Source organism: Phyllobacterium sp. SYP-B3895, assembly GCF_009647635.1.
GTDB classification, from domain to species: Bacteria; Pseudomonadota; Alphaproteobacteria; order Rhizobiales; family Rhizobiaceae; genus Phyllobacterium; species Phyllobacterium pellucidum.
Genome location: NZ_WJIG01000001.1, coordinates 239,682 through 262,885 on the forward strand (window position 1 = coordinate 239,682; position 23,204 = coordinate 262,885).

Below are 23,204 nucleotides of genomic sequence, written 5' to 3' on the forward strand. Positions count from 1 at the left end.
GCAAATCTCCCTTTTCTTTTAATAAGGCTAATCTCCGCAAGCCAAGCACCCACGACATTATCATCGCGCCATGCGATCTGGGAATCAACGCAATTCGCTATTAGGGCCAAGCCTTTAAGAGACAAGGTGCGCACGAGTGGGCTTTAGCTCAGTCCCCCAAACTTTAACTGATTTCTCAAGCTGTCCTTTATGGCTCGCGTTCTATCCTTGGTTGCAAAGGAGGGGACGCATGAGTGATCGCCCGAGATTGGTCGTAGAAAACCAGGTCAAGAAAAAACGGCCTTCGCCGTGGCAAAGTAAGGAATCGCCGTGGATAGACAAATTGCAACGCGAGCGGCCCCGCACAAGATGGCGACAGCGCGTCAAATTCACGTTCGCTTCCCTTGTCATGGGCGCAACCGTGCTCGCCGGTGTCTTTGCTTCGCGTTTTGATATGAGTTCCAGTGGTGAGCGACCCCTCTCCCTTGTTAATCCGTTCGTTGCTAAGACGGCGCTCTATGTCGTCGACGGCGATACCATTCACTACAATGGCGAAAAGATTCGAATAGCTAATATAGATACGCCAGAAATCAGCGGTGCGAAGTGCGATACGGAGTTGAAGCGTGGCCTGAATGCAAAGGCCGCCCTCAAACTTCTTCTAGAAGGCGAGACCCTGGAAGTTCGGCGCGGCGACCCAACAACAGGTCGGACCATCGACAAGTATGGTCGAACCTTGGCGCTTGTATCGATACGCGGTCGTGACGTCGGAACGATTCTCATCCAACAGCGGCATGCGCGACCTTGGGTTGGACGGCGAATGCCATGGTGTTGACGGGCCTTATTCCTTAATAATAGGAATCGTGGCTATCGTGGCTATCGTGGCTATCGTGACTATCGTGTGTGACAGCTGACGGTTGAGAGCGGACATCATGGCACTAAATGGCTGGTATTTCGGGCCACAGCCAGTCCCAAAGGGCCCGCTGGACATGTGACGGTTGGGACATGCCAGTGCGATAATCACGGCCCCAACCCGGCAAAAGCTGTCCGAGGAGTTGAAGCCAAGCCGTTGGGGTCCGGATACCCAATGTTGACTGAACTTCGCGCCTTTACAGAGTCTGCCGTAGATAACAACATTACAAAGCTTTTGCCACGCTCTGCCGATCATCGACATGAGCGCGCCATGGTGCGATACTCGAAAGTGCATTTCATGGGAGGTGACTATGTTTCGCATCCTGACCTTGGCATCCCCGCTCCTGGCTTTCGCGATCGGCAGTGCAAGTGCCGAAGACACAAGCAATTGTCCGAACGCGGCCGAGCTCATTAATAAGCCCGGCGTCAACAACGTTGAGCTAGCAAAGGCGATAAAATGCCTGACCAAAGGTCTCGACAAACAATCCACGGATAAGACGAAAACCAGTGCCGGCGCCATCATCCAGCTCGCCAATAAAATCATCGGGAATGGCTCGCCCGCTGTGGCGCCTACCAACAAGAATGTTGGGATGCTAGCTGCAGCTGTAAGCACGATCGATCCCCAAACTGAGCCGAAGGCTACCGATCCCAATCGCGAGCATGCCGGTAATATTATCTGCCAAGCAAGCGTGTTGCGTAGTGAAAGCCCTTTCGCCGATTCCCGGCTGCCGAAGGACTTCAAATGTGCGGATATGAAGGAACCTGCGGACGCCATCATCCAGCTCGCCAATAAGATTATTGGCAACGGTTAAGGCAAGGTTTCGCTCGACTATTGCCTACCTTACCATCCGGGATTTGACGATCCCGCAAGACGTGCAAGCAAGGCAGCGCCGGCCTGCTCAGCCAACTTTCGCGTCTTGAACGGGCCACCGAGGCGTTTGCCATCCATGCCTTCGACATACCATCCATCAGACGCTTGTCTGCACCAACCGATCTGAACGTCTCCATTGACGGCGACGAAGCCCCACAAGCCTGGTTCGGCCTTTTCCAGCGAAATGGGATAGTGCATAACGGCCTCTAACGCATGGGGTGCTTGGATCACGTCGGATAGTATAACGAAGAGTGGCGCGCGGCAGCCCCAAAACTTGCATAACGTCCCATTATGGAACTGACATTCAACAACGTTGGAGGGTCACGAGAGCTCAGCGTGCGCTCACCAAAGCAGCGTCGCCAATAAGCTATGCATGCCTGTGAAAAGACCTTCCAAACTGATGATTGAGGTCGGCGCGAAACGACATCCAAACTACGCTTTAAAGGCCGCGAACAGAAGCCAGCAACGAACACATCTCCATTTACTGACCCCCCATCGTTTGATACGAAGCGGTGGGGACTTGGGAGGAGATGGGGAATCTTGTGGCACTTTGTTGAGAATGAAGTTCCTGTTGGTCCGGTGACCGAACAGGAGATGATCGATCGCATCCGCGGCGGCAGGCTTAAACCAACTACACTCGTATGGAGCGAAGGCTTGACCAGTTGGGAGAGCGCAGAGTCCATTGAGACGTTCAAACGGCTGTTTCGTGCTACTCCGCCTCCGCTGCCAACCGCTCCAAAGACGCCTCCTCTGCCTGCATTCAGTTCTAAACGTCCGATTTTTGCAGATGACGTCAAAACCTACGATCCAACCGATCTCCCGTTGCAGCGGGCCATCGTTGCGAAGGGTTCTCCCTGGTCGCGTTACGCTGCTAGATTGCTGGATCAAGTTATCTGGGCCGTTCCTGCTGTTTTCGTTCTTCTCGTGATCGCAGCAATCACCCAGAATCCATGGTTTATCAATCTTCTCAGTAACCAAGTCGCGGCGATCTTAATGATCATGCCGTTGTTCGGTTTGTTCAACGCGCTGACCATGACGTTTTTCGGAAACACCATTGGTAAAACGATAATGGGAGTCAATGTTCGGCCGGAGAATGGCAGAAAAGCTGGCCTGTCTTTCTATCTTCTTCGCGAATTGAAGGTGTTGGTATTCGGTATGGGAATTGGATTTCCGATCGTGGCTTTTTTCACGCAGTTATACCAACACAAGAAGGTAAAGATTGAAGGGCAAGCTACTTACGACCGTGATCTAGCTGAGGTAAATGTTTACTTTACCAGCAAGATACGGATGGGGGTCGTTCTAACATGCGCCTTTTTGGCTGCCGCATACTTAAACTCGCCAGCAGGAGAAGCTTTAGGATATCCACTCGGGCAAGCTGCCTACACGCTCGTTAGTAGTTTTCGCTGACAGGATGGCGCAGCGATGAACGGATGGACGACGCTGTTGTGATGCGGCAATTGCCAACGCCTATCCTTTGGGCATCGTCGGGATAACCAATGTTTGGTCTTGCCGGCCGATCGAGCTGAAAGACCCAAAATCACAGCGATAGCACTTATATGCGGCGCTTTTCAGGTGGATAGATTGAAACGTTTAACTCTCCACGCGGATGAGCCTCCGCCCATTCCAACACGTCCGGAGTCGGAACGACCAGGCTCGTCTGTCCCTTGGGATGAAAACAGTTCTTGCCGCTCTTTATGTAAAAAGCGCCGTCCTGCTCAACATAGATGCGACCCAGTTTAGGATTGAGGCCCTCAACCTTGCGAACGCTGTAGCACAACAGGTGATGCTGCGTCTTGCGAACGACAGCCACGCCGCCAACTTCGACGTTGCGATAGTAGGTCTCGATTTCTTCCGGCGTTTGATAGGCGCAGGGCGAATATTTCGACTCGTATGGTTTTATAACGGACATGCTAACTCCTCGATACGAGCGTTATTTAAGCACGCGTTGGAGTAGGAGCAATGCGGGCGCTCCGAAAACTCACCAGTTTTATAAGGCCCATGGAACTGGTTGCAACGTCGCTTGATTAACCGCGGTGAGAGCACGAAAGCTCTAAGTGTTCGTCACATCGCGTCGACGCTCTAATCCAAGCTGATGATTGACGTCGGTGCGAACGTTTGCATCTTTTTCACTCCCGTCACCATGTCTTGGCGGTAGATGGGTGTGCCGACCGCACCCTTCAGTCAACACTCGCTCTTGAGCTTGATGAAGGTGAAGGCGATGCAGCGGTTGTTGGCAATAGGCACGTCCACCTCCAACTCCTTGCAGGTGACATCGCACCCAGCTCCTGCTACTGCTGCAGCTGACTTGGAGAGCAATTCATGAAGCAATTTGATGCACGATCCTACAGTATTGCGGACTTCCTGGAATGGAACGGTTCACAACTCTTAGACTTATCACCGAAATTCCAAAGAAGAGGCGTTTGGACGCGCGCTGCCAAGTCTTTTCTTATAGATACAATCCTCCGCGGCAAACCAATGCCTAAAGTGTTGTTGACACAGGATCTAATTGGCAAAAAAAACGTCAGGACGGTCGTCGACGGCCAACAACGTATTAGAACTATACTAGAATTTATTTCTGGCGGCTTCACAGTATTGAAAACACATAATGCCGAACATTCTGGAAGGTTATTTTCTGAATTGGATGAGGATATACAAGGATCTATACTACAGTATGAAGTGGGTGTTGATCTTCTATACAACGTCAGTCTATCCGATATGCTAGATATTTTTGCACGAATAAATACTTATTCAGTTACCCTGAACACGCAAGAAAAACTTAACGCAAAATACTTAGGTGTCTTTAAAACTACTGCCTATGAGCTCGGTCATTCTTATATCAACTACGTTTTAGAGGGCGGCGTCCTTAGCGAAAAGCAAGTCAGCCGTATGGGCGAAGCTCAACTTGCCTCGGATCTCTTAGTAGCGCTGGTCGGCGGTGTGCAAACAGTAAAAAATATCGAACGCTACTACAAGTTGTATGAGGAATATGACGCTATCCCGGCAAACATCGATGAGGCCGTTAATTCATACAGGCAAGTGATGACGCACATCGGTGCCATTTACCCACCGAAAGGCCTCAAAAGTGCTAACTGGTCACGTCCACACTGGTTCTATACATTGTTTACCTGCGTCGCTCATGCTCTTAAGCCAGTAGGAGGATTGGAGGATGCTCCAAGGCCAGCGCTGAATGAGGCAACCATACCATTATGGCGAGCTGCTCTCGACGACCTAAGCGCAAAGTATGATGGGTATACTGAGGATGGCGATAAAGATGTCCCGGCTTCATTTGCCAAGTTCATAAATTACGCGCAGCGGCGCACCACTGATACAGAAGCGCGGCGCGAACGTGCAAAATTTGTGATGAACAGCATAGTGATATGACGCCCGAGCAGCTGAGTGAATATCAAGCTCTACTTTCCACGCGCTATAATTCTCTCACCACACTTATTGACGAATTGGATGTCGCCGCTTCGGACGTGGAATCTGATGATCACAAGTCGGACGCACTAGCAGAAGCCATCTTCTTAAGGGCTTTCACTGCGTATGAGATCGACTTGGAGAAGCTGTTTTTGCACTACGTCACCGGTGGCATGTCCCTCCAGGGGGCCCAAGCGAACTCATATTTGAAGATTACGGACGAGGCCAGCGCTCGCAAATTGATTAAGGCTGGCTTCAAATTTCTAAGCTGGGCTAAGCCAGATACAATTCGCGACACAGCCCTCAACTATATCGAGCATGGTTGGCCTGTCGTCGATATGCTGGCAACAAGAACTCAAGACCTTTCGGATTGCGAACGTGTGCGGAACAGGATTGCTCACAATTCCCCAGAGGCAATCTCGCAATTCTCCATGGTCCAACGTAACCTTTTGACTACTGAAAGGCTTTTCCATCTATCGCCTGGACAGCTACTTCGGATGCGGCATAGGAAGCACCGAAAACTTCACATCGCGCATTACATTGCCGTTATGAATGAGATGCTCGAGGCTATTATCGATCCGCCCGCTTAGTTGTTGCGCTAATCCCAGAGTGCTGCCTTATTAACACAGCAATCTCAGCCAATCTGCCTTGAACAGCTTCGTCCACAGGAAAGCAAATCCGTAAAACTGACTCAGCTATCCGATTGGGTCCCACAATTCACTAACCGGTTGGACATCGGGCAAACTTGCTGCGTGATCATCATAATTCTGCTTCCTCCACATTGTCTCCGCCATCTTCCGGTGTCGACGAAGGTATTCATGATGTCTAGCGGTCAATCCTTCAACAGGAAATTCGTTCAAACGATCAAGCCCAGCTCTCCTTAGCTGATCGTCTGTTAAATACGGTGCCACGATTTGCCACGCGCCCGTCTCGTCGATCGTGATTAAGCCTTCGTCGAAGGCCGCATCATAGGCCGCGGACAACAGCAACCCATTATACGGGTCCAACCTCTCCTTATCATTTGATAACGACCAGGGATGAATATGGGAGGCAACCAGCAACTCTTGAATGTCCAGTCCTGTCGCACAGCATCTGGCGTTCCACATTCGTTTGAGCTGTTCGCGAAATTTTCCTTGCCCGATACGCGCCTGTGTAAGGACTCCGCGAGTTGTCGGGGGAATTGTGTCATTGCCGGCCGCAGGTTCATACAACGGCGCGACATGGTGCGCTTTATCAAACCAACCAGGTTGTTCAATATCAAGAATAGCAGCTATACGCTTGAATAATGGTGCTCCATCACCGTCCATCAATTGAGACAAGTATATCTGGCGACCCCTTCCTTCACCATCGGCGGACCGGTTATGTAGAGGGCTATGCTTCACCTTTTCTTGGAACAGACCTGCCGTCAATTCGCTCCGCCTCCTAGATGATCGGAATAGGACGAATGCTACAGGCAACAACCAACCGAAATCATGCCATTGGTCGCCAGATGGGAACCCATCGGGTTTAGGCTGGTCAGGAATTGCCGATTGAGATGCAATTGCAATACCTTCTATCCATCCTTTGCGGGACAGAACGATAAACTCGCCTTGCCGAATTTCCGTAATCAAAGACCAGTGCCACTGAGGAGCGGTCAAACGCGATTTACGCACTGTCTTGTTTGGACACCACAGAGCGCTTGCTGTTTTCTGTTCCTTGAACCTCTGTCCGAGATTTACCCACCATATGCTCATTAAAACTTCCTCTGCATGCTCTTACCGTCGAGCCATCACAACGTTTATAGTTGGGCGTGCCAATGAATCTTCGTTTCTCAGGCGGGGCGTGCTCCAGTGGGTTGAACGCGGCAACCATCTACTGCGCACAGTTGACCGCCAGGATACGCATGGATCAAAAACGCGGTTCAAGAAGGGCTGAATGGCCCCACCTCTCTGGATTCGAGCAATTGATGACGTCCCTCCCAATAAAGCGCTAGTTCAATTCCGCGAACCTTTTGAGATTCTGTGGATATCCCTGCATGGTTGAGCGCGAGGTCTAACCTAGCCGGCATGATCTCTGTTCCTAACCAGGCATGAACAGCTCGAAAATAAGCACAATATGCTTCAGTTCTGGCGTAGTGATTGCGGGACGGAATGCCGAATGTTCGTGCCACCAACGAGTCCCAGATCGGAAAAACTTCGGGAACTGAAAAATGGAGAAACTTGCTTGTTCCAGTGACTGAGTTATTCACCGCCTTTAAACAGTGGGTCCAGTTTTCGATTTCGAAGCCGTTTAACTTCGATCTCGCCTCCTCGATTAGAGGAATTAATTTTTGTGCACCACCTACATCAGGAAGTGACTTCAGTATGGTGGGCATCCATCCGTAAACGGCGTATGCGCCGGCGTGAATATCGTGCAGATTGGAAGTATCAAGCCGCTCGCGAAACAGGTGGAGCAGCGCGGGATATCCCACAGTGTAATCCGCCATACCGCCCGGGGAGATAGACACACGATCTGCTAATGAGGCAAAGCTTTCGGTGATTCTATCGACAGTAATAATATTCCGTAGGTTCTTCAATCGCGACCTCAATCCTTGCACTATGAGCCAAATGTATCGATGAACAGTTACAACAATCTATAGAGCGCTGCCTAACTAAGGCAGCACTCTCTCGGCAATTCAGGACGCGGAAGTCGTTGATTTTATTGTGAGCCGAATTGGCCTTGATGCTCAGAAAGTCACTTTCAGGCTATTGCGGCACAAATCCGTCACACTTGACCGAATGCCGTGCCTCTCGCGCTGCCGCTCAGCACAGCAGAAATAAAAGTCGGCGTCTATCCCAGTCATGAACCAGGCTGGCGTCCTACCGTTGCGAACACCCGGAAAAGTTTGCCCGCGCCCTTGGCGGCGTGACGGGGGCGTCCTACGCGATAGAGGCACAATTTCAGGAGATGCTCTATGGCGACGATCCGCAAGCTCAGAGGCCGATGGCAGGGACAGGTCAGACGCAAAGGCATGCAGCCGCGCGCCAAGAGCTTCGACAGCAAGAGCGAGGCAGAAAAGTGGGCGCGCAATCTCGAGGCGGAGCTTGATCGTTGCGGATCTATGCCGGATACGCGGCTTGCTGAACAAATGACGGTTCATGATCTCCTGACGCGCTATCGACGCGAAATTACAGCTGGAAAACGCAGTCCAAAACCCGAGGCAACAAGAATAGGCGGCATGTTGAAACGCGCCATCTGCTACCGCACGCTTGCGATTCTCAGTCCTACTGACATCGCAGGTTATCGCGACGAGCGTTTGAAGCTTGTCGCTGGTTCTACGGTTCTTAAAGAGCTTAATATTCTTGGCCATGCCATCGATATTGCGCGCAAGGAATGGGGCGTGCATTTGCCGCAAAATCCGTGCCGCATGATACGACGCCCTGCTCCGGCGCGAGCACGCGATCGTCGTCTGCAAGACGGTGAAGAGCAGAAACTTCTCGACGCCGCAGATGCCGGTCGCAATCCCTATATGCGCGCATTGATTATTATCGCAATCGAGACGGCGATGCGTCAGGGCGAATTGCTTTCGCTTTTATGGGACAACGTCGACCTTGAACGCCGGATCATGCATCTGGAAATCACAAAAAACGGTGAGAGTCGAGACGTGCCGCTCTCCAAACGAGCATTGGATGAGCTTCATCGAATGTATGATGCACGCTTACAAAACAAAGTGTTCCCCACAACCAAAGGAGCAGTCTGTCAAGCCTGGGAACATCTGCGAGCACGCGCCGGGTCCCAAAACCTGCACTTCCATGATCTACGTCATGAAGCTGTGACGCGGCTTCTCGAGCGTGGTTTCAACGTTATTGAGACAGCGACAATTTCCGGACACAAAGAGCTTCGCATGTTGCAACGCTACTCGCATTTGCGAGCCGTCGATCTGGTCGATCGACTAGGGTGAGGTTAAGGAAATAATTCCTGGAATACGATATCCCCTCCTTGGCGCCGTTCTCCCCGCATCCTAGTCATCACTCATTGATCTCTATCGGAGCCTGAGAATGACCTGTCAGAATTCATCCCACCGTCGCACATCAACAAGACTTGCTACCATCGCGCTCGCGCTCGCCAGCCAGATCGATCACGCGACAGCACAAACCCACGTGTTTAATCGCATCGACGTTGAGATCGCCGTTAATGCGAAAGCGCCCCTCACGGTGCTCGATGCCGAGAACATGCGCTTTACCGTTGAGCGCATCAACATGCCACGTCAGGAACGCCAGATCGGCTTTGTCTGCGGTCGCATCATTCCAGTGGGTAGCCCACGCTTCGCCACCTCAATGAAATCGTATCAAGCGCCCTTATTTCTCAGAGAGGGTGAACTGTCAGCCGGACCAGTGGCCGCGTTCTTCAAGCCAATTGACGAGCTTCTGCAAGACAAGATTTGCCAATAGGGGTTGCGTAGGTCATCGCGCAGCTAACGCGATCCGGCTTTCGCTATCGCGTTGGCATGAGCTGCTGCAGGGAATCGCCACAGCTCACTATGAAATACATTTCATACGGATCGAAGTCCTAGAAAAATTCGTCCTACGCAATGGGGATGCGTTTTGCTGCCAGAGCAATTTTTCACCTCCGATCCACCCATACCCGCAAATCTTTAACACAGCACGTGCACCCGATCCCCAATTCCGCACACGACCTCCTTCTCCGATTGACGTCAGACCCGGCTTGCAGAGGGCTTTAGTTGCGGCCATGAGGTCGGTCTCTCCGCCGGTTCCAACGTTAATTCGTTATAGGCGTTCACCGGCGCAGCACGGTTAGATAGGCCCCAAGGTGAGATACTCCGCGCCCTAGGCATCAACGCTCCGGGCGAACTCCTCATCCTTGGGGCGTTAGTAGATGCTCATTTCTTGTCTGGGCAGAAAGCATCCCGAAAAGACAACATGGCTAGACCATCGGCATCCCAATGCCGATCCTCCGGATGGTCAAGCAGATATCTAATGAAGACGTCCTTAAGCTGCCCGAGCGTGGAGCCCTTTGGAAAGCACCGGCGCCCGTTGCTCAGAACCTTCAGATGAGTCTGATAGGTGTCCGCAACGCCGGCGACATAGCCGAGGCACCAGGTCTCCCTATTGGCTTCTGCCGAGGTGCAGCGCGCATAGACCTCGTTGCCATCATAAAAGCCGGCCTCAGCACTACCGCTCAAGTAGCTCAAGGCGATTACGGTCGCTAAAACAAACTTTCTCATGACAGCTTATCCTTGGAGCAGAAAGCCTCCTCGATCGCAGTAATTGCTAGATAAGCGCCGATGTAGTCCCGGTTCTGAGGATGTTGTCGCAGGGATTCAATTACCACCTCCACGATCTGTCCGAGACTAACTTCGTCACGAACGCATAACTCCTTGTTCGCAACTAATCTGTCCCTTTCATAGGTATCCACCACACCGGTGATATAGCCGTAGCAAGCTCCTTTGTTGAACGAGGCTTCCCTGCCTTCGCAGACTTCAAGCACATTATTCCCGGACTTGTATTGCCCTGCCTCAGCACCACCGCTCGAACACATCATTCCCACGGCGACCGAAGCCGCCATCATGCATTTCAACATTCCTAAATCCCTGCCCTTCTTGGCGCACCCCGAGCCTACTCTACACATACATTTGTATGGTGAAATCGCTAGAGGAGATACCCGAAGAAGTTTACATGGACGCCAGAACGTAAACTTAGATAATCCAAACCACCACGGCACCAGATCTTAAGTTTACATCGTGTAAACCAAATCCTGTTCAGTGTCGTGGCGAAATAGACACTTAATTAACATGAAGTTTACATTAAGTTGGCGCCCAATCCGAAATTCAGAAACGAGCCCATATGTAAACTTAATCCATCGCTTATCAGTCAACCATCGAAACGCTCATAGAATCTCACAAGAGCGCACCGTCACTATCTACTCTCCAGTGATGCGAAACACAAAGCGGAACGATTCTCAGACAAACCTGGCGGCAAGCGACGGCAAAAGACACCACGACGCTAAACGATAGACCGGTGCTGGAGAGAATGCATATACTGTAAGAGGACACCACCGATCAGACGGTCGCTACAGGTATCTGTGTTGCTGGTTATCGCGAACGAAGCTTCTTCGAAATCGAGAGCGAATTGTAGGTCTAAAATCTCGTTCGTGGGCAACGCCCGGGAAATGCGACAGAGGAAGCGGACGGTTCTCCACGAAAGAAATACGACTCCGAGGTTTTGGTTCTTCTTGAAATTGTTCGTTCCATTTCGGCCTTCCCCGCCCTGGTTCGGCTGAGCGACGTTCAGGCAGCGCATTGGTGTGGCCCTATAGCATCCTCCCTGCCTTTCGGCCGTGTTACAATAACTTACGCCATCCCGGTCTGTAGATTAATCTACTGACGTTCAAAAATAAGCACAGAATTCGAAGATTTTATGCAGCACCAAAAATCTGCTGCTATATGCCTAGAGCAATGGCCCTGCACGTTAAGCGTATGTCGCAAGACGGGCTAGGGATTGCATCTCAAACGCTTGAAACGTCATTTAACGGGCCGCGCGCCCGAAGGAGAACGCATGTCTGATGATAGCATCAAAGCCAAATGGCGCATAAACGCCATAATTGAAGGCGTCGATCGAATCGAACACAAATACCTGGTCAGGGAACGGGACCTACTCTTGACGAAGTGGCCGGATTACAAGTTCTTTTCGCCCGGCCAGGCAACGCTTCTGTTCGCACAAAAATACCAAGAAATATACATCGACAATATTGCTCGAAAAGTCGATGTGCCCACGTCAAAAAGAGTGAAGGGCATCGATTTCACGAAGCTGAATGGGCCCTCAAGAGAGTTCACTCAGCTTTGGATCGCACGGCAACACGCAGACGAGCTCACCATGCCCTATAGCATGTATATCAACTTCTGTTTCGATTTTGCCCTGGCGCGCGACCGCAAAGCGTTTCCTCGACCCAATCAACTGCGGGCAAACGAGGCGACCGACTTTGCATGGCACGCCGAAATCAAAAAGTTCTTTGAAGACCGCATGCGGGGCGGAGCGTTTCAGCCTTCAGATTTACCCCAGTATGCAATCGAAAATTATCGTGGACTGCCCGCGCAAAACGACGTTCGACGATATCTCGTGGACATCACCAGAATGTCGTTGAGGAACTTGCGCCCCGCGATCGAAGAAAGGTTCTACGAAAAGGCCCAGGTGCCCCTGGAAATGCTTCGTGACGTTTACGGGGAACATCCTTGGCGGCAGACGGTGGATAGGCTCGAAGAAGAATATCAGATTAGGCCGGTTCAACGCAAAGTTTATGACCGTGTCTCTTACTCAGACTTCTGGCAATGTTGTTTTGGCGTTCCCGGGGCCCGAGACCCCCAACAATCACCGTGCTCGATCTGTCCGCAGAGCGGCGATTGCGAAAGGGTCGCCCGGAGCGTGTTACAGCAACTTCAGAAGAGAACTGGGTCGGTGGACCCAGCACTCGAATTGAAGAGGAAGCGGGGTCGGGAGCGCACGCGAAAATCACGCGCCAGGAATAGAACGCCGGCGATCCAATCCAATGCACAATCTGGTTGAAAGGATGGATGGGGATTCCGGAGTAGTTGGCGGATTCCGGAGAATGGAATGTAACGCTTACCTTGAGTAACGCCTGCCCAAATGATTATATATTTAGTAGAAGTATATAGAGGATTGGGAACGCGTTACATACTACTCCGGCACCCGATACTGCGCCTCCTTAGATTATCAGATACTCCGGCACCGTTGTGCGCGCACCTTGAAAGAACTCATATGAATACGATTACATTCCGTCAGATTTTCGTCTACCTGCTCACGATCTACATGAATGAGGGCGACAGCACCGTGACTCGGGAAGTGGCCGACCGGCACTTCGATCTGTGCGATGTATGCCTGGTGTTGTGGTCGCACAGAGAGCCCCTTCCTCGCACCTACTATCCAGACATGAAGCAGTTGTGTGGCGTGCAGTTCAGCTCCTGGCTGAAGCGAGGCGCCACGTATGGTGATGCAGCCAAGTTCGTCTATGAGAAAATCGCTCGCGAGAACGGGCTACCGACCAGACAGATAGATCGATGGCAAAGCCCCATGGACAGATTGCACCCGAACTTACGAGTATGATGGAATAATAGGAGGGACTCGTTTAGCCGTCGGGCGCCCGGCCTGTTGCAATCCTGTTATGACGACGGGCAGGAACCTTTCTTAGAATTGCAATAGAGCGTCGCTGGCGTGCTTCTCGCGACTTAGAGCACGGGAAGAAGCACTCTTAGCGAAATGCCTGCCAGCGAGCTTCCTTGAGTCAAAGCGCTATTGTAGATAGCACCATGTCGACGTTAGGTCTACATATACGGGTCGACAAACAATAGATGAGGCGTAGATTGATCTACGTCTCGTCTATTTAACTCCTGCGTGGGCTTGCAACCATTTCTCAAGGGCAATTAGCATGTCGTCGTCAAGTGTCCACCCACGTCTCAGGGCCGATGCAAACGAACCGTTTAACCGCGGAAATCCAAGCTCGTCCATTACTTGACCCATCCTCATCCGTCGAACCGAGATGATACGCTCGATTCGATCCCTGGGCCACGGTTCTAGGCGCCCGTTGCTTGCAATCGCTAGCGGCGGCGAGGTGGTGGAAGACGCGTGCCTCGGCACCGCTCCCGACATCGATCTCCGCCAATCGTCGAATTCTTTCTGCTCAGCCGGCGATGCTTTTGACCAGGCGTTTTTCAATTCCTGGAGGCGGGTGCGAGGCTTTTTTATTCCCGCTGCGCGAAAGGCGTCTCCCGGAGATGAAAATTTCCCGGCTTGAAGATCCGCGTAGACGAGTGGGTGTTTCGTCCTAAGCTGTTTGAGATAGTAATCGTTGTCACGTTTCGGCATGGAGGTCGCTTCAGGGTTTATAAGAGCAGAGAAATTCTGGCGGTAATCGTCGCTTAACAATGCCGGTAACGCATTTGACGCCATAGCGAGTCACTGGCGCGCCATTCGAACTGGCTGCATGAAACTAGCAGACCAAACAACGGATCGCTTCGGCGATCATCCTTGAGTCAATGTGCTGCTTGCCGCTGCGCTTTCGTTCAAACTCTCGATTAAACCGCCGCGAGCCCAATCTGCCCATAATTCAAGAGAACCAGCCACCCTGGTTATCTCCTACTACTTCGGACTTCCCCGAACCTGCGCACGCAGCTGTCAGCTGACAAACGTAAGAAGCCCCGCTTATCGTGATCGTGCTTCGCGTTGTCCCAATCCAATGCCATCATGACTTGGCCGAACACGCGGTGCTCGTAAAACCCTTGCATGGAGTGGTTACCGCTAGCCCACGCAGCACAACATCTTAAATACAACTGGACAGACCACGGAAACATATTCCAACGTGCCCACGATTTGGATGTGGGGGAATCATGGTCAGTAATGTTGAAGAGATCGAAAAACATCGGTCGGAGCTTGAGGCCACTTTGAAGTCGCTACTAAGCGAGATAGAGTTTATTCCGATTGGCATTGCAAACCAATTTCCTTACGGTTGGCGCAAGGCAGCCAAAGGTCGGACAGTATGGCGACTGCTTGAGGAGCTCATATCCCAAAACCTTGAACTCAAGGCAAAAAAGTTTGGTTTGGATGATTTTTTGCCTGCTGATAGCGAAGTCGGCGTCTATGATTTTTCTTTCCGACTGCCCGACGGTGACCGGATTTACATAAATGTTAAGTCGGCGGTTTCGGGAAGAAAATCGAGCAAGGATGACATATCCAAAGCAGTGAAGCTTTTGGAATTCTACAATAGTGACCACGATGGTAACCTTTTTATTGTGACAATCGAGATCAAGTTCCACGAAGAGGTATTCGGTATTGAGCTCTCTGACTGTTACGTAGTTCCTGTAGCGTGGCTCCCCGATGTTTACGTAAATCCTAGCAATAACGGTAACTTACAGTCGTCAAAATATAAAGATATTGCTTCCGCCGTCCCTAGATCGAAAGGAGATTTTGTCGCGGTCTTGACCTCAGCACTCGAAGTTGCCCGTGGAAAAAGAACCGGATAGGTCCGCTACGATAGTTTCACCGGATCAGCCGAAAATTCTTCGATGGCATTGACAGTGTGTGATGACAATCCAAGACCTCGATAGATGGCAGAGTCGATACCTTCTCGCAGTGAAATTATTGGCTCGCCTTTCAATCTTTCAGCATATGCTTGTTGTGCGAATTGGCTAAGCTGTTCACGCAGTGCCGGCGCCAATTCTGGGACCGGTAATCTTGCAAGATAGCCCGGGGTTATCATGTTCCCTCTTATCATGACGGCACGGATCAAGAATAAACATAACTTACTATTTAGATAGCTGAGCATCCACCACTTGTCGTGATCACCAATCAAGATGTTTGGATTGACTCCACAGGCAGTCCCTGACGGTCGAAGTGCGGCAGAGAAGACGACGCCCATGGACGAGCAGGTGATCCCCGGTTTACCTAAAAGTTCCTTATTTCGAATCATAAAATTGGAAACCTCATCGCCTATCCGCATGAAATCGTCTTTGAGATAAGCATCGGGTTCCGTGTAGAAGCTTCTGGAAGCTGGATTTTTATAAAAGGGAACGCCGAAGCCGGGCGTTTTTTCTTTTTTCAGGTATTGTTTATCATTTCCGGTTGATATTCCCGTAAAGCACGTCGCAACGTCGTCCAGACGGCGACCAGAAAAAAGCTCTAATATCTGGTCGGGGACGGCTATTATGAATTCCGACTTGTCTCTTGGATCACTCAAGACCAGGCGATTCGATGCGACAGGCAGGAAGTTTCTGTTGCGCAACATTTCTTCAAACTGAGAGGTTGACCGAGGGCGCTGCGAGAGGTGCGCAAGGTCGCTCCCCGACCCATTCTTTTCTAATATCAAAATGCATGTTCTGACATCGGCTTTCTGGGATCGAAATAGGTCCGTCGGGCAGAGATGAAGACCATGGACGGTGCACTCGCTGGAAATTGCTCGTCTCAAATCGTAATAACCTGATGCGGTTAAGAAAGAATCTGAAATGATAAGTCCCAAAATGCACCCAGGTGGCGCTATATTGATTAGTATTTTAAGAAATAACGCGTAAGTATTCAAAGCAGCGTCTTTGCCATATACTCTTTGAATGCGGCCCTTATTCTCACGAATATAAGGAATTTCGTGGCAATTATACGGTGGATTTGCGATAATGTATTCTGGATTTAGGTCCACGCTGCTAAACAGGGGATCCTCGTCCGCTCGCAAGAAAGTTTCTATGAAATCTGCCTGCCTAAAATCATCAGCGTAGTTATCTCCAAAATCTGTGACGTCGTATCCAACGACGTGATGACCAGTGCGTTTGAAATACTTAGCCATCTCACCCTGACCGATGCAAGGGTCCAACACTATCCGACCATGCGGCTTGAGCTGCTTTAGGCGCTCGAACACGAACTCGCTTACAAAATCGGGAGTGGAATAGTAGCCCGTCGAGCGACGCTCAATATCCTTCAACCAAATTTCTTTAGCTCGCAATGCCATAGCATTCTCCTTTTTCTACTAAATAGGAAAGTCGCCAAGCGTTGGTCAACGTGCATATTGATGGATCCACCGATTCCCGCTTGCGGTCATCGTCGGCCCTAGACTGGATCCACAGTTTCGATGCGTAACTTCTCATTTCATTAAGGACCGGCGGGCTCGTGAGACAGTGCAATGCGTGCCGTTGCGCAGTGCTAAGACATAACTCCGCAGATCGGGAATATATGCTTGCATCATTATTAATCAGGCACTTTTCGGCCACAGGCCCGTCATGACCGACTACTAGTTCTGTCCAGAGCTTCTTTTCGCCCGAACAAAATTCGCCATTGAAGCCTTGGCCCGCATCAGCTAGAAACGCTTCGCGCATGTAAGGCCAACGCCTTGTATCGGCACCCGTAGCTCAGCTGGATAGAGTGCTGCCCTCCGAAGGCAGAGGTCACAGGTTCGAATCCTGTCGGGTGCGCCATCCTCCGCCTCAGCGTCTCCAGAAGCGCTTGGCGATCTCTTCCTCGACCTGCCAACTCGTCAGGCCAATATCGTCGATCAAATGTGGATTGTCCTTGGCCATTTGCGCAAGTGCCCAGCGAAAGCGGGCTCGCTCGCTCCAGGCCGCCATTGTGCTACGCAGCGCCGTAAGGCCGTAGTATCCGCGTGGCGCTTCCCGGGGTGCCAAGCGCGCTAGCTTGCGTACTAGCTGATGCGGGACCGGGCTAAAGGTGCGAATATCGTCCATGACAACCTCCTGATGGTTTTAGGACCTGTTGGTCCTCGACCTCTCGTGAAGGTTCATTGTGCCGGAGGCGGACGGCGTCGTAATTAAGCCCTGCCAAATAGTTCTCAAAACTTCCAAACGGAGCTGTAGTGGCGTGTTGGGCCATCGTCCGCTCGTTGCTCAACGTTGTCGCCTGCAACCTCGTCCGCGAAGACCCGCATATCCTCGGGCGGGCCTCGAATAGCTTGAAGGTGCAGGGGACAACACTCCGAAGCCTCGTCAACGATGCGGTCTCTTAAAGCCGTGCCCAAAGAGTTCTCAAAAAGTTCCAAACCGGCTATATCCGCCGTATGCAGGGATCGCGTTTTGCCTTTGGTCCATTCGTGCTTGATCCGGGTGCGGGAACGCTCCTTCGGAACAATGATCCTGTTGCCGTTGGCTATCGCGGGATAAAGCTGCTTGCGGCGCTCGCCGAGCGGCCGGGCGAAATCCTCGGCAAGGCCGAACTGATGGACGCGGCATGGTCAGGCACGGCCGTCGAGGAAGGCAACCTCACCGTCCAGATCGCGCAGTTGCGGAAGCTGCTTGGCCCGGCGACCGATGGCGGCGAATGGATCTCCACGGTGCCGCGCGTCGGCTACCGCTTCACCGGCGCCATCGAAAGGCGCGACGGCGCGGCGCGAAAACCCCTGGCACTACCCGATAAACCTTCGATAGCCGTGCTGCCCTTCGTCAATCTCAGCAACGATCCCGCGCAGGAATCATTCGCGGACGGGCTGGCCGAAGACCTGACCACGGACCTCTCCAGAATCTCGGGCCTTTTCGTCATCGCCCGCAACTCGGCCTTTGCCTACAAGGGAAAGGCCACGAATGTGCGCGAGATCGCGCAGGAGCTTGGCGTGCGCTATCTCCTTGAGGGGAGTGCACGCCACGCCGGGGGGCGCGTGCGCATCAACGCCCAGCTTGTCGATGCCGTCAATGGCGATCACCTTTGGGCGGAACGCTTCGATCGCGGCCTCGAGGACATCTTTGCCGTCCAGGACGAGGTCACCGCCAAGATCGTCGAGGCCTTGCTCGGGCGGCTGCGCGCACCGCCGCCACGCAATCGGCCCAAGAATCTCGAGGCTTACGATCTGTGCGTGCGCGCGCGCAAGCTGATCGACGATTCGCCGCAGACGGCGCGGGAAGCGCATCTTATGCTGACGCGCGCAGTTTCGCTCGATCCCGAATATGCGGAAGCCTATCGCTGGCTTGCCATGAACCACTGGATGGGCTGGGTGCATTGGGGCGACCCCATTGAACCGACGCGCCGCCTCGCCCTGGATCTGGCCCGCAAGGCCGTGGCGATCGACCCCAACGACGCCGGCTGCCGCTGGGTCCTCGCCAACCTGCTAGCCTACGAGCGCTGCTTTGCCGAGGCCGATGCGGAATTCGCTAAGGCGATCGAGCTTGACCCGAACGAGGCGGACACCTGGGCGACATTGTCAGACATCGCGGTTCTGGCCGGGCGGGTCGAGGAAGGCCTTGAGCATATCCGCAAGGCGTTCCGTCTCAACCCGTTTCCGTCAGGCTGGTACTATCTGACGCTCGGCCAGGCGCAATACGCGGCTGGCGACTACGAAGCGGCTGTCGAGACGCTGCGCCGGGACGAGACGTATCGCACGAGCTCACGGCGGTTCCTCGCCGCAAGCCTTGCGCAACTCGGCCGGCTCGACGAAGCGCGATCCGAGGTCGAACTCTTCCTTGTCGCCAACCCGCATTTCACGACAAGCCGCTGGGCCGCGACTGAGCCATTTCGCGATGACGCGACACGTGCGCATTTTGTCGATGGCTATCTTAAAGCCGGCCTTCCGGCGTAACGCACCGACAGACCTAGTCCTCGGATCGGCTTGTAGCGTTGCGACCGCGTTCGTACCGCCTGGCGACCGGAAACGGCGGCAACCAGGACTCGCGCCGCAGCGTCCAGTTTTCGTAGGTAGGCATCAGTTGGTCGGGGGCATCGAGCGCCCCGAGATGCACTTCGATCTCGTCTTTGGTGCGTGCGAAGACCGACGAGCCGCAGCGGGGACAGAAAAACCGTCCGGCATAATCGCGCGTTTCGCCATCTATCGTCACTGCGTCCTCAGGGAACACCGCAGCAGCGTAAAACAGGGCGCCATGATGCTTGCGGCAGTCGAGGCAATGACAAATCCCGACCCGGTATGGGAGCCCTGATGCCACAATTCGGACGCTGCCGCACAGGCAACCGCCGGTGAATCGCTGCATGCCATGCCTCCTTTGAAATCAAGCGGTCATAATGGTTACAACGAACCCTGCCGAGCGTCCATGCACGATCCACCGCTCATCATGGCTGGCGCCCATTTTTTTGCTGTTCTGCAATGGCGAGAAATGCTTAAATATTCAATGGGATAGGAGAAGGGAACGTGGCCGATGATGTTTGACCGGATTACGCGCATTGCGTTCGGTGTCGCAAGCGCATTCCTGATGCTTCTCGCGTTCGGGCTGATCGCCTATGCGGCCTATGAAGTCGTGCGCTCCCTCCTGATCGACAGAACCGATATTGGAGCAACGCTGCTCGAAGCCGTTGGCTATACAGTCATTGCCATTGCTGTGTTCGATGTCGGAAAATATCTTCTTGAGGAAGAGGCGATCCGTGGCCGCGAGATGCGGCAGGCGGCTGAAGCGCGCCGCAGCCTGACGAAGTTCATTTCCACGATCGCTATTGCCGTGTTCCTTGAGGGTCTCGTCGCCGTCTTCGAGGCCGGCAAGGAGGACCTGCGGATGATGATCTATCCGACGCTTCTGCTTTTCACCGGCGTCGCGCTTATCATCGGCCTTGGCATCTACCAGCGCTTGAGCGCCATGGTCGAGAACGAAACCAGCGATCCGGAGAGTTCAAAGAAGACACCAAAGGCAGGAGCGGCGCGCGGAACGGCCTGACCGGCTAGCCCTTCAGGCATCACACATCGGAAGTCCTCAACCATTCGGCTAAGCTTGCGGGCGGATCACCTGGCCTTCCGGCGCGGAAGGCGGTCTTTCGGTTTCCGTTACCCCTTATGGACAAATTGATTCCGGCGCCCGGCTGCGGTTGATTCAACGCTGCAACCGAGATTGGAAATATGGACTGGTCGGCGCTCTGGATTCTCACTCTTCTTTGTTTTGGAATGCTGGTTTACGGCCTGCTGGTGCCAGGGCGGTTCTATCATTTTCCATTTTTCGCAGCTGGCATCTTCCTTAGCTTCATCCTTCCGCAATTGCCCGGGCTTGCCAATAGCCGCTTCATTTCGGACGAGGCCCTGACAAAAACCCTTGTGTTCTCGACGCTCTGCCTTGCCATGTGCGGCATAGGCTGGCGCTATGGCATGCGCGCCAGGCCGATGAAGGACCACGTCTACAGCGAAGACCACCTCTTGAAGGCTGCCGCAGTCCTCTCGGTGATCGGCGCCTATTTCTTCTATAAGTTCGGTCACCTTCCCGATGATCTTCGGCTGAAGGGCCAGCTTACGGGTCTTCCCGTCGCCTACCTGTTCTTTGCGCGGCTTCTCACCTACGGCCTCGCCATAGCGCTGGTCTGCTACGCACGGCGCAGTTCGCCGCTCGCGCTCGGCATCATACTCTTCGACACGATCTTTTACCTCGACCGCATCGTTATTGCGGGACGGCGCGGCGAGACGGCTGAATTTTGCCTGATGATCGCGCTGGCCTTCTGGTTCCAGAAGCGTTGGGTGGTGCCGCGTATCGCTGTCGTCGCCGGCCTGTTCTTCGCTATCGTCGGCATGCTCGGCGCCGCCGAATACCGGCAGGCGACTTATTACGGGGCAACGCGCGACTGGAGCGCGGTGGCCGATATCAATCTTGCGGAAAACTGGAACCGTCTCCTCAAGGAGGGCGGACCGGAAATGACCAACGCCTTGATCGCCATCAACTATATCGATGAGACGCATGAATTCGACTACGGCATCGAACACTGGAACAGCATGGTCTTCACCTTCGTTCCGGCACAGATCTTCGGGCCCGAATTCAAGAAATCGCTGATGATCCCGCAGGACTCCATGTTCGGGCGCTATACGCCGGGCGTCGGCGAAACGCCCACGGGCATGGCGGACGCCTTTGCATCATTCTGGTGGTTCGGATGCCTGAAATTCTTCCTGGTCGCCTATCTCATGGCGCGGCTCTATATGTCGGCGATGAAAGGCAACACTACCGCCCAGACAATCTACATGCTCTCGGCAGTGCAATCGATTCTCGTCATCACGCACTTTACCAATGAGATCGTCATAGCATGGGTTCATATGGCTATTTTCCTCGGGCCGGCGCTCTATTATGCGCGCATTCCCAATGCACCGTTCTCCAAGTTCGCGGTGAACCCCGGTGGGTAGTCCTGCCCTATAGGGCAGTGGCCGCGCTCCTCAGTCCCCAAGCCAGAAGTTCCTCCGCGCGCGCATCCGAGGACGCCTCGGCATAACAGCGCAATTCCGGCGCATTCCCCGACGCACGAAAATGGATGACCTCACCGCTCGCGAGGACGACGCGAACGCCATCGATCGAATCGCTTTCCCGAATAGACCCGACGTTGGCAAAGAACCGCTCGCGGACCTCGTCATCGAGGAGACCCTGGAGGAACGGACCGCTGGCGGTTGTGGCCACGTGTTCAAGCCGGCCGCTGCGCGTGAAACGCGAAGGCAGGCCACCGAGAAGCTGCGATATCGTCGATCCGGTTCGTGCCGCCATGCCGAGAACGCTCATGACCGGGAGCACCGCATCGCGGGTCGGGAGCGCGTCGAGCCTGTGGCCATCCAGGTCTGCCGGAGAGCCGAGGAGCACGCCGCCATTCGCCTCGAACCCCACGACGCTCTGGTAACCGTCCTTGAGCGCCTGCTGCATGCCCTCAATGACGTAGGGCGAGCCGACCTTCGTCCGGTAGACCCGCTTGAACAATCCGCAAAGCTCGATCGCCGTGTTCGACGTAACAGGCGTAACGACCGCATCCGCGCCGAGAAAATGCGCGGTCAGCAATCCAACACTGTCGCCACGCAAAAAGTTGCCGTGCTCGTCGGCGATAAGCGGACGGTCGGCGTCGCCATCCGTCGATACCAGAGCATTGAGCGAGTTTTCTTTCGTTGCTGCGGCAGCAAGGTCCACATCCTCAGGACGCAGCGCCTCCGTATCCACGGGAATGAAAACGTCAGAGCGTCCTATCGCAACGACCGTGGCGCCTGCATGCGCGAGAAGATCGACGAGCACGTCGCGCGCAACCGAACTATGCTGGTAGACGCCGATACGCTTGCCCGCCAGGGTTCCTTTTCCGAGGATGGCACGGCCGCGCGCCATATAGTTTTGCAGCGCTTCCGGTGAAACCGCGGGGATGCCCGCCGGACCCGGAGAAGCTGTCTGGTTCAAGTCGAGGACCGCGAGGATACCCGCTTCGTCGGCCTTGTCGATTTCGCCGTCCGCACGATAGAATTTCAAACCATTGCGGTCGTCGGGGATGTGGCTGCCCGTCACCATGATGGCGGGGACTCCAACCCTCATCGCGCGAAGCGCCAGCGCGGGGGATGGCAGCGGTCCACAGTTTTCGGCCCGCATGCCAGTATCCGTTATGGCCGCCATGCAGGCGCCGGCGATACGCGGGCTACTTGAGCGCAGATCATATCCGACAAGAACGGTGGTATCGGCGGCCGTGCCGTATCTGCCCTGCATATGTTGCAGGAAGGCGCTCGTATAGGCCGTGCAAACTGAATCGGTCAGATCCGTTACCAGTCCGCGCAGACCGCTCGTTCCAAATTTGAGACTGCTCATGGTTTTTCACGTTGGGGAAGAGGGCGACTATGCATACGC

The 23,204-nt window shown here is 53.5% G+C and carries 23 protein-coding genes and 1 tRNA gene; 14 read left to right on the forward strand and 10 right to left on the reverse strand.

Going from position 1 to position 23,204, the window contains the following annotated elements; genetic code table 11:
* Positions 1-229: 229 nt before the first annotated feature.
* Both GF108_RS22245 and GF108_RS01195 read left to right on the forward strand, forming a co-directional pair.
* Positions 230-811 (forward strand): thermonuclease family protein, encoded by a 582-nt coding sequence (locus GF108_RS22245; RefSeq protein WP_210386044.1) that lies wholly within the window; start codon positions 230-232, stop codon positions 809-811.
* A gap of 388 nt (positions 812-1,199) precedes the next feature.
* On the forward strand, positions 1,200-1,700 hold the full coding sequence (locus tag GF108_RS01195) for a hypothetical protein (RefSeq protein WP_153666545.1): 501 nt from the start codon (positions 1,200-1,202) through the stop codon (positions 1,698-1,700).
* A 29-nt stretch (positions 1,701-1,729) separates the two neighbouring features.
* Here GF108_RS01195 and GF108_RS01200 read toward each other — a convergent pair whose 3' ends face one another.
* Positions 1,730-1,957: a hypothetical protein gene (locus GF108_RS01200; RefSeq protein ID WP_153666546.1), complete on the reverse strand. Its 228-nt coding sequence runs from the start codon at positions 1,955-1,957 to the stop codon at positions 1,730-1,732.
* A 342-nt stretch (positions 1,958-2,299) separates the two neighbouring features.
* Here GF108_RS01200 and GF108_RS01205 point away from each other — a divergent pair, with 342 nt between their 5' ends.
* On the forward strand, positions 2,300-3,166 hold the full coding sequence (locus GF108_RS01205) for an RDD family protein (protein WP_153666547.1): 867 nt from the start codon (positions 2,300-2,302) through the stop codon (positions 3,164-3,166).
* 145 nt (positions 3,167-3,311) lie between these two features.
* Here GF108_RS01205 and GF108_RS01210 read toward each other — a convergent pair whose 3' ends face one another.
* The gene (locus tag GF108_RS01210; protein ID WP_153666548.1) at positions 3,312-3,668 is read right to left on the reverse strand and encodes a hypothetical protein; all 357 of its coding nucleotides are present in this window, start codon (positions 3,666-3,668) and stop codon (positions 3,312-3,314) included.
* 410 nt (positions 3,669-4,078) lie between these two features.
* On the opposite strand from GF108_RS01210, the gene GF108_RS01215 reads away from it, so the two are divergent.
* Entirely contained in the window at positions 4,079-5,140 is a 1,062-nt protein-coding gene (locus tag GF108_RS01215) for a DUF262 domain-containing protein (RefSeq protein ID WP_153666549.1), read from the forward strand.
* Positions 5,137-5,766: a hypothetical protein gene (locus GF108_RS01220; RefSeq protein ID WP_153666550.1), complete on the forward strand. Its 630-nt coding sequence runs from the start codon at positions 5,137-5,139 to the stop codon at positions 5,764-5,766. The genes GF108_RS01215 and GF108_RS01220 overlap by 4 nt, the downstream gene beginning before the upstream one ends.
* Before the next feature lie 105 nt (positions 5,767-5,871).
* Here the strand turns inward: GF108_RS01220 and GF108_RS22290 are convergent, their stop codons facing one another.
* Both GF108_RS22290 and GF108_RS01230 read right to left on the reverse strand, forming a co-directional pair.
* On the reverse strand, positions 5,872-6,909 hold the full coding sequence (locus tag GF108_RS22290) for an HNH endonuclease (RefSeq protein WP_153666551.1): 1,038 nt from the start codon (positions 6,907-6,909) through the stop codon (positions 5,872-5,874).
* A 167-nt stretch (positions 6,910-7,076) separates the two neighbouring features.
* Positions 7,077-7,730, reverse strand: a complete 654-nt coding sequence (locus GF108_RS01230) for a hypothetical protein (RefSeq protein WP_153666552.1) — start codon at positions 7,728-7,730, stop codon at positions 7,077-7,079.
* A 378-nt stretch (positions 7,731-8,108) separates the two neighbouring features.
* On the opposite strand from GF108_RS01230, the gene GF108_RS01235 reads away from it, so the two are divergent.
* Both GF108_RS01235 and GF108_RS01240 read left to right on the forward strand, forming a co-directional pair.
* Entirely contained in the window at positions 8,109-9,095 is a 987-nt protein-coding gene (locus GF108_RS01235; RefSeq protein WP_153666553.1) for a site-specific integrase, read from the forward strand.
* A 97-nt stretch (positions 9,096-9,192) separates the two neighbouring features.
* Entirely contained in the window at positions 9,193-9,585 is a 393-nt protein-coding gene (locus GF108_RS01240; protein WP_153666554.1) for a hypothetical protein, read from the forward strand.
* 449 nt (positions 9,586-10,034) lie between these two features.
* Here GF108_RS01240 and GF108_RS01245 read toward each other — a convergent pair whose 3' ends face one another.
* Both GF108_RS01245 and GF108_RS01250 read right to left on the reverse strand, forming a co-directional pair.
* Positions 10,035-10,379, reverse strand: coding sequence for a Rap1a/Tai family immunity protein (locus GF108_RS01245; RefSeq protein WP_153666555.1), 345 nt, complete (start codon positions 10,377-10,379; stop codon positions 10,035-10,037).
* Positions 10,376-10,723, reverse strand: a complete 348-nt coding sequence (locus GF108_RS01250; protein ID WP_153666556.1) for a Rap1a/Tai family immunity protein — start codon at positions 10,721-10,723, stop codon at positions 10,376-10,378. Before GF108_RS01250 ends, GF108_RS01245 begins: the two co-directional genes overlap by 4 nt.
* A gap of 986 nt (positions 10,724-11,709) precedes the next feature.
* On the opposite strand from GF108_RS01250, the gene GF108_RS01255 reads away from it, so the two are divergent.
* From GF108_RS01255 to GF108_RS01265, 3 genes are all read left to right on the forward strand, one after another.
* Positions 11,710-12,714 carry a hypothetical protein gene (locus tag GF108_RS01255; protein ID WP_153666557.1) on the forward strand — a complete coding sequence of 335 codons (1,005 nt, stop codon included), beginning with the start codon at positions 11,710-11,712 and terminating at the stop codon, positions 12,712-12,714.
* 213 nt (positions 12,715-12,927) lie between these two features.
* Positions 12,928-13,272, forward strand: a complete 345-nt coding sequence (locus GF108_RS01260) for a hypothetical protein (RefSeq protein WP_153666558.1) — start codon at positions 12,928-12,930, stop codon at positions 13,270-13,272.
* Positions 13,273-14,552: 1,280 nt separating this feature from the next.
* Positions 14,553-15,185 carry a hypothetical protein gene (locus tag GF108_RS01265; protein ID WP_153666559.1) on the forward strand — a complete coding sequence of 211 codons (633 nt, stop codon included), beginning with the start codon at positions 14,553-14,555 and terminating at the stop codon, positions 15,183-15,185.
* Between the two features lie 5 nt (positions 15,186-15,190).
* On the opposite strand, the gene GF108_RS01270 is transcribed toward GF108_RS01265, so the two are convergent.
* Complete coding sequence (locus GF108_RS01270) at positions 15,191-16,657, reverse strand: N-6 DNA methylase (protein WP_153666560.1); 1,467 nt, start codon at positions 16,655-16,657, stop codon at positions 15,191-15,193.
* 386 nt (positions 16,658-17,043) lie between these two features.
* On the opposite strand from GF108_RS01270, the gene GF108_RS01275 reads away from it, so the two are divergent.
* Positions 17,044-17,120 (forward strand) — tRNA-Arg (locus tag GF108_RS01275).
* Between the two features lie 9 nt (positions 17,121-17,129).
* Here the strand turns inward: GF108_RS01275 and GF108_RS01280 are convergent.
* Positions 17,130-17,387 (reverse strand): DUF1127 domain-containing protein, encoded by a 258-nt coding sequence (locus GF108_RS01280; protein WP_153666561.1) that lies wholly within the window; start codon positions 17,385-17,387, stop codon positions 17,130-17,132.
* A 329-nt stretch (positions 17,388-17,716) separates the two neighbouring features.
* Between GF108_RS01280 and GF108_RS01285 the strand changes: the two genes are divergently transcribed.
* Positions 17,717-19,225 carry a winged helix-turn-helix domain-containing tetratricopeptide repeat protein gene (locus GF108_RS01285; RefSeq protein ID WP_153666562.1) on the forward strand — a complete coding sequence of 503 codons (1,509 nt, stop codon included), beginning with the start codon at positions 17,717-17,719 and terminating at the stop codon, positions 19,223-19,225.
* Between the two features lie 13 nt (positions 19,226-19,238).
* On the opposite strand, the gene GF108_RS01290 is transcribed toward GF108_RS01285, so the two are convergent.
* On the reverse strand, positions 19,239-19,631 hold the full coding sequence (locus GF108_RS01290) for a GFA family protein (RefSeq protein ID WP_153666563.1): 393 nt from the start codon (positions 19,629-19,631) through the stop codon (positions 19,239-19,241).
* A gap of 165 nt (positions 19,632-19,796) precedes the next feature.
* Here GF108_RS01290 and GF108_RS01295 point away from each other — a divergent pair, with 165 nt between their 5' ends.
* Positions 19,797-20,306, forward strand: a complete 510-nt coding sequence (locus GF108_RS01295; protein WP_091920121.1) for a GNAT family acetyltransferase — start codon at positions 19,797-19,799, stop codon at positions 20,304-20,306.
* 179 nt (positions 20,307-20,485) lie between these two features.
* Positions 20,486-21,745 (forward strand): hypothetical protein, encoded by a 1,260-nt coding sequence (locus GF108_RS01300; RefSeq protein ID WP_153666564.1) that lies wholly within the window; start codon positions 20,486-20,488, stop codon positions 21,743-21,745.
* Between the two features lie 7 nt (positions 21,746-21,752).
* Here GF108_RS01300 and GF108_RS01305 read toward each other — a convergent pair whose 3' ends face one another.
* Positions 21,753-23,165: a phosphomannomutase gene (locus GF108_RS01305; RefSeq protein ID WP_153666565.1), complete on the reverse strand. Its 1,413-nt coding sequence runs from the start codon at positions 23,163-23,165 to the stop codon at positions 21,753-21,755.
* Between the last annotated feature and the right edge of the window lie 39 nt (positions 23,166-23,204).